The following is a 15451-nucleotide window of genomic DNA, read 5'->3' as shown; positions in this document are numbered from 1 at the left end:
GAAACTCGAATTTTGACCTATTCGTGAGGAATAGGGCATATTCTTGTATTTTTATACATTTTCTTCAGGAATATTGTATATTCTTCTGGAATAAAGGATATTCTTGAAGAATAAGATGTATTCTTGCGGAATTTCTTCCATTCTTGAGTTTTTAGGCGTATTCTTGGAAATTTCAGCCTGTTTTTGTTGTTTTTATATGATTCTATGTTTATCTTTTATGCAGAGGGAAATTTATTTTTTCAGCTTAAAAAACTAAGAAGGGGGCAAAGAATGGGAGAAACATTCGCACAGAAACTGAGCGATGCAAGGCTTATGGTGTCTGGCATCAGGGTGCACACGGAGGAGCTTGCCAAAGTAAGCTTAGGAGAAGAGCAGGCTGCTTTGATTGAAGGTATGTTCAATAAAATCCGGGATTTGGACAGCAAGCAGGAAAAGCTAAAAGCCGACCTTAAGTCTTGCACCGCTGAGCTTACTGAACAGACGAAGCTTTTAAGCAAAGAAGTTCTTGACGCAAAAAAGCGTGTTAAGCTTACGATTCCGCAGTCGGGCTGGAAGGAATTTGGCATTACAGACAAGAAGTAGCCTTGTTCTGTATTGAGTTTTGAAGCTTCCGTGTATTGTATAGGTCTAAAAAAGGTTATAAAATACGGACTTATATTTTTACACGGAGGCTTTTTTTATGGAAGGCGATATTACAGCCCGCATGGGAAATCTTGTTATTCAAATCGGAATTTTGCTTTTTGTTGTCCGATTTTTTGGATTTCTTGCTAAGAAAGTTCGAATTTCATCTGTTCTTGGCGAGCTGATTGCCGGCGTTGTTATTGGGCCTTATGCTTTGGGTGCTATTCCGCTTCCTGGCTTTCCGTCTGGAATTTTCAGTTTGAATTCTGTTTCACTTGCTGTAACCCCTGAGCTTTACGGATTTTCTACCGTGGCTTCTGTAATCTTGCTTTTTGCTTCCGGCCTTGAAACTGACCTTGCGCTTTTCTTGCGATATTCTCTTGCGGGCGGCGTGATTGGTCTTGGCGGAGTTGTGGCTTCGTTTCTTTTGGGCGACATTGCAGGAATGATGCTTTTTGGCTGCGGAATAATGGATGTAAGATGCCTTTTCCTTGGAATTATGTCCACAGCGACTTCTGTAGGAATTACGGCGCGTATTTTGTCTGATAAAAAGAAGATGGATTCTCCGGAAGGCGTTACGATTCTTGCTTCTGCTGTTTTTGATGATGTTCTTGGAATTATTCTTCTTGCTGTTGTGATGGGAATTGTTGCGGCTTTGAGTTTTGAAGGCGGACAGGTTTCAATTGACGGCGTTAAGATTCTTTTGATTGCTGCGCGCGCTTTTGGAATATGGCTTGTGTTCACCGCGGCAGGTCTTTTGTTTTCTAAGAAAATTGCAAAGTTCCTCAAGATTTTTAAGCATTCATACGATTTTTCAATCTGCGCTTTGGGAATTGCATTGCTTCTTGGCGGCTTTTTTGAAAAGCAGGGGCTTGCGATGATTATCGGAGCGTACATTACAGGACTTTCTCTTTCTGCAACTGACATTGCGGCGATTATTCAGGAAAGAATTCACGGGCTTTACAAATTTTTTGTTCCGCTGTTCTTTGCTGTAATGGGAATGATGGTGAATATGCGAGAGCTTATGTCTAAAGATGTTCTTATGTTCGGCGCGTTCTATACTGTGCTTGCGGTTGTTGCGAAAGTTGTTGGCTGCGGACTTCCTGCCTTGGGATTCGGCTTTAACTTGAAGGGAGCTTTGAGAATTGGCTGCGGAATGATTCCACGTGGAGAAGTTGCTCTTATTATAGCCGGAATCGGTCTTACAGCTGGAATTCTTGATGAGCAGATGTTCGGCGTTGTTATTCTTATGACACTTGTTACAACTTTGTTTGCGCCTCCTCTTATTTCCGCATCTCTTTCTATAAACGGAAAGGGAACAAAAAAGGAAACGCGTTCAACAGACAACGTTGCGTTTACCTGGGATTTTGGCTCTGATGAAATTGCCGACCTTGTAATTGACATTTTCCTTAAGGATCTTAGGAGCGAAGGTTTTTATGTTCAGATGATGAATATTTCCGACGGAATTTCCCAGGCAAGAAAAGACGGAATTTCTCTTTCAATTACAGAAACTGAATCTGTTGTAAAAATTGAAACAAGCGCGGAAGATTCAGGCTTTGTAAAAAACGCTATGTACGAAGTTCTAATCCGTCTTGGAAATCTTGTTCAGAATCTAAAAGAAAATTATGTTCCTGAAAAAATAAATTTCTTTGACCAAAGCGAAGTGAGCCGCACAAGTTCCGACATTCTTAAGCTTTTTACGCCGGACGCTGTTTCTGTGGATTTGAAGGGAACTACAAAAGAGCAGATTCTTCAGGAAATGGTCATGCTTCTTGCAAATTCCGGGGCTGTGCGCAACTGGGAAACTGTTCTTGCTGACGTGCGTGAGCGTGAAAATATTATGAGCACTGGAATGCAGCATGGAGTTGCTTTCCCGCACGGAAAATCCGACGCTGTTACCCACACTTGCGTTGCCTTGGGAATTAGCCGTAACGGAGTGGACTTTGATTCTCTTGATGGTGAAAAGTGCAAGGTCTTTGTTATGATTGTTTCGCCGAAAAAAACTTCTTCGCCGCACATGCTTTTGCTTTCTTCTATGAGCTACATTCTGCGTGATGAAAAAAATGTTGAGGAGATTTTGAAGTGTCCTGACGCAAAATCTCTTTTTGAAAAGATTAAGAAGTTTGCTGCGCGGAAAAATAATTCTTAAAAGGACAAAAATTTTTTCAGTTGATTCTGCATTTCTTGTTTTTCTTGAGCAATAAAGTTTTTATAAGAAAAAATCAGGCTGCCTAGTAAAATAAAATTTATTAGGCAGTTTTTTTTGCGTGAATAAAACGAGGACTTTATGGCAGAAGAAATCAATGATGAGTTTTGGGCAATTCCAGAATCGGAAGAAGAAAGCACTTTGGATTCTGATGAAGTTTTGCAGGCGGCGAAAAAAGCTTTTGGTATTTCTTATTTTTTTCCGTGGCAGAGAATTGTAATTGCAAATATTTTGGATTCGGCAAATCCAAGAGATGATGTTTTAAAAGATGATGTCTGTTCTAACGGACGGCAAATTGTCTTGCTTCCGACTGGAGCTGGAAAATCGCTTTGCTTTCTTGCTCCGGCTTTGCTTTTAGATAAACCTACGCTTGTTATCTATCCTTTGCTTGCGCTTATTTCAGATCAAAAAAGAAGAATGGATGAAGGCGGTCTTGACTGCGTTGTGTTTCGAGGCGGCCAGACTGATTTAGAGCGTGAAGAAAATTTTATGCGCATAAAGAACGGCGCAAAAGTGATAATTACAAACCCAGAGGCGTTGCAAAATCAAAATCTTTTGGAGCAGCTTTGTTCATTTGGAATTGTTCACATTGCAATTGATGAGGCTCATTGTGTAAGCGAGTGGGGCGATTCATTTAGACCTGCGTATTTAAATCTTGGAAAAGTTATAAAGAAAATTAATCCACCTGTTGTAACCGCTTTTACTGCGACCGCTTCGGAATGTGTGCTTGCAAGAGTTTCTGAAGTTCTTTTTGATGGAGAGGCGAAAATTGTAAGAAGCGAAAGCGACCGTCCGAATATTCACTATAAAGTTGTAAAATGTTATGCAAAAAAACGGACTGCCTTTTTACTTGCGCTGACAGAACAAAAACCGCTGATTATTTTTTGTGGAACTCGCGCAAAATCGGAAGACATGGCAAGGGAACTTTCTGCTTACTGTGGAAACGGCAAAGTGAAATTTTATCATGCTGGAATGACTCGTGAAGAAAAGCAAAAAGTTGAAAAATGGTTTTATCCAAAAGACGATGCCATTTTGTGTTGCACTTGTGCTTTTGGAATGGGAGTGGACAAGAAAAATATCCGTACTGTTATTCATTTGGAGGCAAGCCCAAGCGCAGAATCCTATATTCAGGAAGCCGGCCGCGGAGGAAGAGATGGCGAAGTTTCAAATGCAATATTGCTTTGGAGTTTTAATGACCATAAAAAATTTTCTGCGATAAAAGAAAATGACAGAAGAAAAGTCATGCAGAAATTTGCAGAAAGCAAAACTTGCCGTCGTCAAATTCTATTGGACGCTTTAGGCGGAGAACAGGCGGCGTGTGATGGCTGTGATATTTGCTCAGGAAAATCAGATGAAAAAATCGCGCTTGATGCGAAAATTGTCATGGAACTTGTGAGAAAAAATCCAAACCGCTTTACGCAAGATGAATTAAATCAAGCTTCAATGATTGCTTTGAATAAAGCAAGTGGAAAAAATTGTTCAGTGAATATTTATGAGCATTCAGATACGGATGAAATTATAAGTCAGCTTAAGGTGCAAAAAATCATCCGTATAAGAAAGTTTCCGTTTAAAGGTCTTATTGCTCCTGCTCGCCAAAATTTAAAGTTGTGTTTTCGCCAGTTATTGCGAACCAAGCGGAAGGATTTTCAATCCAGTATTTTTTGAAGACACTGAGAATTTCCTGCGCAGAAGTTTGCTTGATTTGTTCCAGTTGTTTTAAGTCATAGTCAATGTCATTGAACTGAATCAAGTTGTAGCCCAGTATTGAAACTAGTCCCGCGTTTGTTTGCTGGCTTTGGTAAGTTTGATTTATATATGAATTTTTGTAGCCTTCCAAATTTTGCTCAACAGTTGAAAATTCATAGCTTCCGTTCGCATTTGTTTTTTCTACGATTTTGTCGTTTGCCATATAGTTTCTTGCTTCCTGCATGGCTTTTTCAAAATTGCTGAAATCGGAAACTTTAAATAAATGTTCAATTCCATAAGGCGCTTTCGAGCCTATGACATAACTCTGCGGAGAATAGCAAATTCCGTAGTGCTCTCTTACAACATTGAAAAGAATGTCTGTGTAGATGTTTCCAGCAAGCACGCATGGAATAAAGTCAGATTCGGTATTTGCCGGGGATGCGAAAACTTTTGTGATGTATGCCGTTCCTTCTGCTGACGGATGATGAAGCGTAAGCGGCGTATTTTTCTTAATGCTTATAGGCTGTATGATTTTTCTTTTTGTTTCTTCATTTGAAAATTTTAGTTTTCCAATTGTGCTGTTCAGTTTTTTTATTAAAAAGTCTGAATCGATTTTTCCTGAAACGACAACAGAAAAATTTCCGTTTGATAAAAGTTCTTTGTGATATTTTTTTAGATTTTCTATTGTAATATTTTTTATTGAATCTGGAGTTGCAAATGTCTTTGCTTCGTAAGGATGGTCTTTGTAGATTTTATTTGAAATTGTGAAAGCCAAAAAAGATTCCGGGTCGTTGAAAATTCCTTGGATTCTTTGGCGCAAAGCATTGATTGTGTTTTCATATTCATTCTGGTTAAACGCAGGATTTAAAAATCCGTCCAAAAAAACTGGAAGTGTTTTTTCAAAGTGTTTGTCCATTGCATTTAAGTAAAGCGCGCTTCCGGAAAGTTTTGAAAAATATCCTATGCTGGAATTTGTGTCGTATGAAATTTCTGTTCGTTTTTTATATGAAAATTTTTTGGAAGAATCCGCCATGAAAGAGAATAATGTTGTTTCCATTCCTGATGTTTCTGGTGTAAGTTTTTCAACTCCGCCTGGACAAAGAATTGCAATGGAAATAATTTTGTCGCTTGTGTTGTTTATGTAAACAGGAATTTCGTTTTTAAGTTTTTTAATTTCAATGTTTCGTTTTGAAATTTTATTTTCAGTTTTGCTTGATTGATTTTTTTGCGGAGTGTAAATATTTTTTTCTTCTGCAAGTTTTAAATTTGAATTCTGAATTGGTTCTTTTGATTCAAATTGTTTTTCCTGCCACCATCTTTTTTCATCGGAACGGACTTCATAGAATCCTGCGTGTTCAAAATCATTTTTTGTACTGCTGTAAATTTCAGGATTTAACAGAACACTTACGAGCGGTTTTTTACCCGATATATATTTTTCTATAATTCTTTTTACATCGTCCTGTGTAACTTTTGAAAGATTGTCATAGTAGTTGAAAAAATATTCTGCACTTGTGTTTGTCCACCAGCTTCGGATGCTTGTTAAAAGTTCTGAAGGAGTTTCTGTTGCTAGTGTTTGGTTGTCTTTTAGTTGCTCTATTATTTTTGACTTGTATGATTCTGTAAAAAATTTTTTTTCATTTGCAATTTTCGGAATAATTGAATTTTGAATTTCTAAAAGAATTTTTTCTGTTCGTTCTGGCAACAAATTTTCTGGTTCCGTCACAATTGTTCCGAATTCAAAAAGTCCGTTAGCTCTTACTGTAGCATATTGCGCCCAGGAATTGTTGAAGTCTGGAATTTTAAATTCTGGATTTTTGTAAAGTGACTGAATGTACTTTCCGTTTGGCTCTGACAAAAGATACATAAGATAATCCGCAGCGTAAGTGTCTTGCAAATCAAAATCTGCGTCTGGACCTCTGAACTGGATCATAACCTGCGCAAGTTCCTTTGTGATTTTGTCAAAAGGCATTACACAAAATTGTGTGCTTGCAAAAGGCTCTTTTTTTTGCTGAACTGAAGGTTCTATTTTTGAATTGTTGTTGCTCCAAGTACCGAATATTTTTTCTGCAAGCTTGAAAGTTTCTTCAGGCTGAATGTCTCCGCCAATAAAAAGAGCGGCGTTTTTTGGAATGTAGTATTTTCCTTTTATTTCTTTTAGCTGAGTTGAAGTCGCATTTCTTACAGCATCAAATGAACCGCCTGAATCAAGTTTGTATGGCGCATCAGGGAAAAGTTTTTTATTTAAGTAGCTATAAAAAATTTTTGATGGATCTGATTTTCCGCCTTCAATTTCAGAAAGCACAACTTTTTTTTCATTTTCAAGTTCCTGCTCATCAAGAAGAGGTGAGCGAACCGCCGCATTCCAAAATGCAAGTCCTTCTTCAAGTTTGTTTGAAGGCACTGTGAAAAAATAATTTACATGGTTTATTCCTGTTGTTCCGTTCCAGCTTGCAACTCCAAGATTAGAAAGAGCCCTGTTCACTGATGCAGCATCTTTGTAAAGTTTGTTTCCTTTAAACATCATGTGCTCATACAAATGGAAAAGTCCTGCGGTCTGCGGAGTTTGTGTTATAGCTCCTGCGCGTATTGCAATCTCAATATAGACCAGTGGAACTGTGTGATTTTCTGCGGCAAAAACTGTAAGGCCGTTTTCCATTTTGTATTCATATAAATTTTCGACTGGAGTTTTTTCGGCGTGAATAAAATTCAGTGTAAATAAAAATACAAATAATGAAATAATCTTAATAAATTTTTTGTTTTGCTTCATAAGTTTATTTCACTGAATTTTTGCTAGATTTTCAAGGGTGTTTTATTTTGCGCAGAATAATTTTTTATTATGAAATAAAAATGCCGTGGCAACATTTTTATTACCACGGCGTTTTTGTTTTAAACCACTGTGTATCCAGCTTTTTTTACTGCATCTGAAATTTTTTTGTCATCAACATCTTTTGAAAGTTTTAAGACAACTTTTCCTGTTTCATGATCTGCTGTGGCTTCTTCAACTCCCTTGATTTTTTCAAGAGCTTCTTTTACGTGCGCCTCACAATGTCCGCACATCATTCCTTCTACTTTTATAGTTTTTTCAATCGTTGACATAGTAACCTCCTCTTGCCTTTTTAAAGATTGAAATTTATTTTCTGATTTGGAAAATTTATACGGCTTAAAGAAATTCAGCCTGAGCGCATTTGTTACAACACAAAAACTTGAAAGACTCATTGCCGCTGCTGCAAACATTGGATTTAAAAGAAGCCCGAATGCCTTGTAATAAATTCCGGCTGCAAGTGGAATTCCTGCAATGTTATAGAAAAATGCCCAGAATAAATTTTCATGAATATTTTTCAATGTTGCCTTGCTAAGCCGGATTGCCGCTGGAACATCTAGCAACGAATTTTTCATAAGAACAACTTGTGCGGAATCTATTGCAATGTCGCTACCTGCTCCAAGTGCGATTCCAATGTCTGCGCTTGCAAGTGCCGGAGCATCATTAATTCCGTCTCCAGCCATTGCAGTTTTTCCTTTTGATTTTAAAGTTGCAATTGTCTTTGCTTTTCCGTCTGGAAGAACGCCTGCGATAACTTTTTCTATGCCGGCATTCTTTGCGATTGCCTGCGCTGTTTTTTCATTGTCGCCTGTAATCATAACCGGAGTTACAGACATTGCCTTTAGCTGCGAAACCGCCTGCGCACTGTCGTCTTTTATTTTGTCCGCAACGCAAATCATTCCAAGAATTTTATTTTCCTTTGCGAATACGAGCGGTGTTTTTCCTTCGGAAGCAAACAAAGTTGCTTTTTCTTTTATTGATAAAATATCTGCATTTTTTTCTATAAAGACTAAATTGCCTGCAAAAAATTTTTCTCCTTTGATTGTGCATGAAATTCCATTTCCCGGAAGCGAAACAAAATTTTGTGTTTCAAAAACTTCTTCATTGGCAAAAGTGGAATTGCTATAAAATTTTACAACAGCTTTTGCAAGCGGATGTGAACTTTTTGATTCAAGCGACGCTGCAATTTTCACTAAGTCTTTTTCTGAAACATTATCTGCTGCGATAATGTCAGTTACTTCCGGCTCACCTTTTGTTATTGTTCCTGTTTTGTCTAGTGCAACAATTTTTATTTTTCCAGTTTCTTCAAGTGAAGTCGCAGTTTTAAAAAGAATTCCGTTCTTTGCTCCGACTCCGTTTCCGACCATGATGGCAACTGGAGTTGCGAGCCCCAATGCGCACGGACAGCTTATAACAAGAACGGCGATTGCTCTGGACAATGCGAAGTTGAATTCCGCGCCACAAATCAACCAGGTAAAAAATGTTATTGCTGAAATTAAAAGTACGGACGGCACAAAAATTCCTGAAACTTTGTCTGCTGTTTTTGCAATCGGAGCTTTTGTTGCAGAGGCATCGCTTACAAGTTTTATTATTTGTGAAAGCGCAGTTTCTTCTCCGATGCGCAATGCCTTGCATTTTAAAAAACCATTTAAATTTATAGTTGCCGAATACACTTCGCTTTTTGCAGATTTGTCGACTGGAATGCTTTCGCCTGTCAATGCAGATTCGTTTACAGATGATTCTCCTTCAATTACAATTCCATCGACAGGAATATTTTCTCCGGGCTTTACAATGAAAATATCATCTTTTTTTACTTCGCTTATTGGAATTACAATTTCCTTTCCTTCACGTATGACTGTTGCATTTTCAGGCTTTAACTTTATAAGATTTTTTAGAGCGTTTGTAGTTTTTCCTTTTGAAATGGACTCAAGCATTTTTCCTACAGTGATGAGAGTTACAATCATTGCAGCTCCTTCAAAATAGAAATTGTCCATGCATTTCATTACACGTTGCTCGTCGCCTTTTAAAACCGCATCGGTCATATTAAAAAGAACCACAAGACTGTATGCAAATGAAACTCCACTTCCAAGCGCAACGAGTGTGTCCATATTTGGAGTTCCGTGGAGAAGCCCTTTAGTTCCGCTTATAAAAAATTTTCTATTGATGAATAAGATTATAATTGTAAGCAAAAGCTGAACAAGACCCATTGCAACGTGGTTTCCGTTGAACCAAGCAGGAAGAGGAAAGTTTAGCATCATGTGGCCCATGCTAAAATACATGAGAATCAAAAGAAAAATTAATGAAGCTACTAAGCGTGTTTTTAGATTTTTTAATTCTGAGTTTTCTAGCAAAAGTTCCTGCTCTTCTGATTTGCTTGGTTTTTCACTGCCAGAAATTTTTGCGCCATATCCTGCTTTTTCAACAGCCTGAATTATGCTTTTTGCGGAAGCCGTTCCTTCCACGGACATTGAATTTGTAAGAAGGCTTACAGCGCAAGATTCCACGCCTTTTACTTTTGTTACTGCTTTTTCAATTCTAGCTGAACAAGCGGCGCAACTCATTCCTGAAATAAGAAATTTTTCCATTCGAACCTCCATAGCTTGTGGACAAAAGCCAAGAATGAAATTTCCTTTTTATTATGGAATAGTTTTTATAAATTTATATCCTGCATTTTCAACAGCAGATTTGATTTCTTCGTCTGAAATATTTCTGCTTGCTTCAAAAACTACAGTTCCATTTTTAAAGTTTACTTTTTTTACAGAAAGCTCTTCGATTTTATTCAGCGAGTTCCATAGCTTTTTTGCGCACTCAGAACATTTCATTCCTTCTGTAAAAATTACCCTTTTTTCAACAACAGGATTTGTAAGCTGTTTTTTTTCAACTAAAGTTCCGCCACCTCCTCCGCAGCAAGAACCTTCACCTTTAAAATGCTTTATAGAATTTTTAAGTGCAAACGCAAAGATTACAATTATAAATAAAACTAAAATAATGTTTATCATTTTTTCCTCCTAAAGAGAAAATTTATTTCATAAGTTTTTGAAGTGTGCGGACAAGCTCATCAACAATCTCTTCATCGCCTTTTTTTATTCCTTCTGCAACACAGCCTTTTATGTGGCTTGCAAGGAGCTCCTTTGTGAACGAGTTAAATGCGGCTTGGCATGCAGAAACTTGAATAAGAATGTCCGTGCAGTACGCATCGTTCTGGAGCATTTTTTTTACTCCATTGACCTGACCTTCAATTCTGCTGAGCCTGTTTACAAGTTTTCTTAATTCTTCTTCTGGGCGTTTTGTTGTTTTGTTTGCGCAGCAAGATTTTTTTTCTTCCATTTCCATAGTTTTCTCCATTAATAAATTTTTTATTATACTATACCACGCTACTGTATATGTCAATATATAGGGAAAGCATTGCAAATTATTTTTCAGCGTGAAAATGAAATTTTTTTCGGCAATTTAAAATAAAAAATCCCTGCGAAAGAAAATAAAAAATTTATTCTGCAGGGAAATATTTTTATATAGAAGATTTTTAGTTGTAGATTGGTCTTACTTTTGTAACGTCTTTTATGGCAGCAAGATTTTCCAAAGTTTGCTCGGTAACTTTTCCTGCCACATCAATAATGTTGTAGGCAACTTCACCGCGGTTTTGGTTGACCATTCCTTCGATGTTGAGATTTGCTTCTCCAAGAATTGTCGTGAACTGCGCAACAAGTCCCGGCTCGTTTTTGTGGCTAATGCAAAGTCTTGTTCCGCCGCATGGAATAGGGTTGTCTGTTGTTGTCTTTGGAAAGTTTACGCTGTTCTTGATAATTCCGCGCTCAAGGAAGTCACGGAGCTCTTTTACAGCCATTACTGCGCAGTTGTCTTCTGCTTCTGGAGTTGAAGCGCCCAAATGCGGAAGGCAAATTACTTTGTCGCAAGCAATTAGTTCTTCTGCTGCAAAGTCTGTAACCATGCATGAAATTTTTCCGGCTCTGATTGCTGCAAGAACATCTTCGTTGTTTACAAGTCCGCCACGCGCAATGTTTATGAGCTTTACGCCGTTTTTCATGTTCTTGATTGTATTTGCATTAACAAAGCCTTTTGTGTCTGGAGTTTCTGGAACATGGAAAGTAAGATAGTCAGCTTTTGCAAGAAGAGTGTCTAATGTTTCAGCGTGCTTAACCTGATGATTCAAGCTCCAAGCGGCATCTACAGAAAGGAACGGATCGTAGCCGATTACATTCATTCCAAGCTCTACAGCTGTATTTGCGACCTGCGCTCCGATTGCTCCAAGCCCGATTACGCCTAAAGTTTTTCCTTTTACTTCCTGTCCAATGAAATTTTTCTTTCCTTTTTCAGCAAGAGTTGCAATTTCTGCTCCTTTTCCGGCGAGGGAATTTACCCACTGATTTGCGGCGATTACAGGACGGCTTGCCATAAGTAGTCCGAGGATTACAAGCTCTTTTACAGCGTTTGCGTTTGCTCCCGGCGTGTTGAAAACTACAACGCCTTTTTGCGCAAGGTCTTTTACTGGAATATTGTTTACGCCGGCTCCTGCGCGGGCAACAGCTTTTATGTTCGGGTCGATTTCCATTGAAAGCATATCGTGGCTGCGAACAAGAATTGCGTCAGGTTTTACGATTTCGCTTGCAATTTCATATTCATCGCGTGGAAAGTTATCGAGTCCAACTGCGCTGATTCTGTCTAGTGTCTGAATCTTAAACATTTTTTTCTCCGTTTTTATTTATTTTCTTCTGCGAACTTTTTCATGAACTCAACAAGAGCTTTAACTCCGGCTAGCGGCATCGCATTGTAAATTGAAGCCCTCATTCCGCCTACAAGTCTGTGTCCTTTAAGATTTACAAGTCCTGCGGCTTCAGCTTCTTTTACGAACTTTGCGTTGATTTCTTTTTCTTTTGCAATGTCGGTTTCGTCTTTTGAACCTGTTGAATATTTTGTGAGGAACGGAACATTCATGAGAGAGCGGCTTCCTTTTTCTGCTGTGGCATGATAGAAATCGCTTGAGTCAAGATAGTCGTAAAGGTAATTTGCTTTTTCAACATTCAGCTTGTTGATTCCTGCAGCTCCTCCGTTTTTTTCAATCCAGTCAAGAACTTTTCCAAGAACGTAAATTGTGTAGCAAGGCGGAGTGTTGTACATGCTTCCGTTGTCTGCGTGAGTTTTGTAGCAAAGCATTGTCGGCGTTCCTTCGCGTGGAGTTTCTGTAATCAAATCCTCGCGGATTATAACAAGAGTAACTCCAGCCGGAGCAAGGTTTTTCTGCGCGCCTGCAAAAAGAAGCCCGAACTTTGAAACGTCAAGCTCTTCGCTTAAAACGCAAGATGAAATGTCTGCAACAAGAGGAATTTTTCCTGTGTCTGGAATATACTCGTAGTGGGTTCCCATTATTGTGTTGTTGAAGCATATATACGCATAGTCGTAGTCGCCTTCAATTTTTTCAACATGCGGAATATAAGAATAATTTTTGTCTTCACTTGAAGCTATGATGTCAACTTTTATTCCAAGATGCTTTGCTTCTGCCGCCGCCTTTTTTGCCCAAACTCCAGTTTGAATGTATGCGGCTTTTCCTGTGTGAATGCCAAGATTTTCTGCGACCATTGCAAACTGTGTTGAACCGCCTCCCTGCAAAAAAAGGATTTTGTAGTTTTCTGGAACTTTCATAAGTTTGCGTACTTGTGATTCTGCGTGGTCAATTATTGCCTGATATGTGCTTGAGCGGTGGCTCATTTCCATTACTGACTGTCCGCTTCCGTTGTAGTCAAGCATTTCTGATGCGCATTCTTTTAAAACTTCTTCCGGCAAGCAAGATGGACCTGCGCTAAAATTGTATACTCTTGACATTCTGTACCCCTTTTGATTTGTGAGAAAAATCACAATAAATTTGCTATAATTTAACTAATTTTATAAAAAAAATAAGGGCGTTTCCATTGAAATTTAGCCTAGGCTTATAAAAAATGCTAGAATTTGCTGATTTTACCTTGAAAATTGTCTTTATGTGAGAAAAATCACAATATTTTGGTGTTTTTTGCTTGGTAAACAGTTTGTCATTGCCGCGCTTGACACGGCAATGATAAACTTGTGGAATTTAGGTTACTTTCGGATTTTGCTCAGGCGCTCGTTGCGTTTTTTTTCGATGCTTTCCTTGAGCGTCTGTTTTATGTGGTCAAGCGGAAGTTTGTATTCACGGCTGGACATTGTAGGAAATTTTCTGAAAAGGCTTTCTTCGTTGCGCTGCCTTCGTGAGAATTTTTCAAGCCGTTCTTTCATTTTTTCACTTGCCTGAATTGAGCCGGATTCGATTCTTGCTTTTACAGACTGAATCATCGTATGCAAGTTTGTGTCCCGGAACCAAGATTCGCTTCCATATTTTTCCTTGAGCTGTTCACCGAACATCTTGAGTTTTTCCATTGTCTCGCTGAATCTTACAAGCCGCTTTACCGTGAAAATCAAATCGATTCCGAGAATTGTACTGAACGCATAGTAAATTGAAGGAATGAACGGCTGAATTTCTGTAGCAAAAATCAGATTTACAGCGATTGGATGCAGAAAATGCTCAAGCGCAACTCCGCCAAGTCCGAATGCGCAGGAATTCAAAAGGCAGATTCTTCCATTTAAATTGAATTTATGTCCTGAATAGTCCCACCATTTTGTGTGGAAAATAGTTTCCAAAAGCCAGCTTGAAAAATATTCCAGAATTGAAGCTAAAATTGCGGATGCCACAAAAAGCCTGAACCAAGTTTCGCGCCAAGGATAAATTCCAAAAAGAATTATAAGCGCACCGAATCCATAAATAGGACAAATAGGGCCATGCAGCATTCCGCGTTTTTCGATTTTTCTGTAAAGTGAAGAAACCCAGATTTCCTCGCAAATCCATCCGACAAAAGAATAAAAAATAAAAAGCAAAAAAAGATGCTGGCTGTCAATCAAAGGCATATTTATCTGATTCATTTTTTCCTCAAGAAATTTTGAAAATTTTATGCGCACAAAAGTTTGCTGAACTGCTCCACAAGCCTGTTGATTTCGTCAATTCCCTTGTCGTCAGACTGAAGCGTAAAAAGTTCCCCTTCGCCGCTCTTGGGATTCTGCACTACAGCCTGCTTGCGTTCCAAAAGTCTTCGGTTTAAAAAGTCGTTTATTCCGGCGCAGAACCATTTTGAAATTCCCGGAATCTGCTCTTTTGAAATTTTTATTTTTCCCAAATTCAAAAGGCATTCAAGAACGATTTCAGTCTGAGATTCAAGCTTTTCATTTTCTTCCCTTATAATCTGCGCGGTTTTTATGTCGAAATATTTTTGGCTTTCCACAAAAGTGTAAATTTGGAACAGCGGAGATTTTTCGTGCATTTTTACGTAGCGGCTTACGATTCCTTTTAGGACAGTTTCAACAGGATATTTTTTTGCCACGCTTTCAATTTCGGCGGGAATAAATGAAATGCTTTTTAAATATTCATCGCAGGAAGATGTTGTCTGCTCTATTATGTCGTTGCGGCTTTCAAAGTGATTGTAAAGTGACGCTTTTTTTATTCCAAGCGATTCGGCTATGTCAGAAAGACTTGTTCCGCCCGCAGACTTGTAAAATGATGTGTCCAAAAGAGATTTTATAACGTTTTCCTTTGTGATTTTTTCCGACATATAAGCCTCGCTTAACTACTAACGCTCGTTAGTCTAAAGCAACTTTCTAGTTTTGTAAAGGGGATAAAGTGATGAATTTTTTTGCATCTATAAATTTACTTTATCATAAACTATGACTGCTTATAAAAAAGTAGTTTTAGCAATGAAGAAATTGTATTTGCCTTAATTTCGAGTTTTGATAAGAACAGCAATTTAAGTGTCATTGCCGTGCTTAACACCGCGATGTTTGCATAGCAAACTCGGTTAACAATCTTGTTAAAAAAAGCAAACAAAAAATCCGTCCGCAGCACGGACATTTACACATCCGCATAGCGGACACGTACATATCCGTGGCACGGACGTAGCCATATCCGCGATGCGGACTTGCACATATCCGCGGCACGGACGTAGCCATATCCGCGATGCGGACTTGCACATATCCGCGGCACGGATTTTTATTAGGGCGAATGCCGAGCCTTGTAAATTTGCTGTCATTCCCGTGCTACGACA

At 38.5% G+C, this 15451-nt stretch carries 11 protein-coding genes; 3 read left to right on the top strand and 8 right to left on the bottom strand.

Annotated elements, in window-relative coordinates; translation table 11 throughout:
• Window positions 1-270 precede the first annotated feature (270 nt).
• From B3209_RS03760 to B3209_RS03750, 3 genes are all read left to right on the top strand, one after another.
• Entirely contained in the window at window positions 271-582 is a 312-nt protein-coding gene (locus B3209_RS03760; RefSeq protein ID WP_296664119.1) for a hypothetical protein, read from the top strand.
• 97 nt (window positions 583-679) lie between these two features.
• The gene (locus tag B3209_RS03755; RefSeq protein WP_296664118.1) at window positions 680-2770 is read left to right on the top strand and encodes a cation:proton antiporter; all 2091 of its coding nucleotides are present in this window, start codon (window positions 680-682) and stop codon (window positions 2768-2770) included.
• 138 nt (window positions 2771-2908) lie between these two features.
• A complete protein-coding gene (locus B3209_RS03750) occupies window positions 2909-4492 on the top strand; it encodes a RecQ family ATP-dependent DNA helicase (protein WP_296664117.1) in 1584 nt (527 codons plus the stop codon).
• On the opposite strand, the gene B3209_RS03745 is transcribed toward B3209_RS03750, so the two are convergent.
• The 8 genes from B3209_RS03745 to B3209_RS03710 all read right to left on the bottom strand — a co-directional run bounded on the left by B3209_RS03745 (window position 4404) and on the right by B3209_RS03710 (window position 14962).
• The gene (locus tag B3209_RS03745; protein ID WP_296689858.1) at window positions 4404-7280 is read right to left on the bottom strand and encodes a M16 family metallopeptidase; all 2877 of its coding nucleotides are present in this window, start codon (window positions 7278-7280) and stop codon (window positions 4404-4406) included. The genes B3209_RS03750 and B3209_RS03745 overlap by 89 nt on opposite strands.
• A 119-nt stretch (window positions 7281-7399) precedes the next feature.
• Window positions 7400-9919 carry a heavy metal translocating P-type ATPase gene (locus tag B3209_RS03740; RefSeq protein ID WP_296689857.1) on the bottom strand — a complete coding sequence of 840 codons (2520 nt, stop codon included), beginning with the start codon at window positions 9917-9919 and terminating at the stop codon, window positions 7400-7402.
• Between the two features lie 51 nt (window positions 9920-9970).
• Window positions 9971-10333 carry a heavy-metal-associated domain-containing protein gene (locus tag B3209_RS03735; protein ID WP_296689855.1) on the bottom strand — a complete coding sequence of 121 codons (363 nt, stop codon included), beginning with the start codon at window positions 10331-10333 and terminating at the stop codon, window positions 9971-9973.
• 22 nt (window positions 10334-10355) lie between these two features.
• Complete coding sequence (locus B3209_RS03730) at window positions 10356-10667, bottom strand: metal-sensing transcriptional repressor (protein WP_295800895.1); 312 nt, start codon at window positions 10665-10667, stop codon at window positions 10356-10358.
• Between the two features lie 190 nt (window positions 10668-10857).
• Window positions 10858-12036: a phosphoglycerate dehydrogenase gene (locus tag B3209_RS03725; RefSeq protein ID WP_295800892.1), complete on the bottom strand. Its 1179-nt coding sequence runs from the start codon at window positions 12034-12036 to the stop codon at window positions 10858-10860.
• 14 nt (window positions 12037-12050) lie between these two features.
• Window positions 12051-13172, bottom strand: coding sequence for a 3-phosphoserine/phosphohydroxythreonine transaminase (gene serC / locus B3209_RS03720; protein ID WP_296662378.1), 1122 nt, complete (start codon window positions 13170-13172; stop codon window positions 12051-12053).
• 249 nt (window positions 13173-13421) lie between these two features.
• Window positions 13422-14279, bottom strand: coding sequence for a putative ABC transporter permease (locus B3209_RS03715; protein WP_296689853.1), 858 nt, complete (start codon window positions 14277-14279; stop codon window positions 13422-13424).
• Between the two features lie 26 nt (window positions 14280-14305).
• Window positions 14306-14962 carry a TetR/AcrR family transcriptional regulator gene (locus tag B3209_RS03710; RefSeq protein WP_296689852.1) on the bottom strand — a complete coding sequence of 219 codons (657 nt, stop codon included), beginning with the start codon at window positions 14960-14962 and terminating at the stop codon, window positions 14306-14308.
• Window positions 14963-15451: the final 489 nt, after the last annotated feature.

The organism is Treponema sp. UBA6852 (assembly GCA_002449305.1).
GTDB lineage: Bacteria > Spirochaetota > Spirochaetia > Treponematales > Treponemataceae > Treponema_D.
This window is presented reverse-complemented; position numbering and strand designations above follow the sequence as displayed.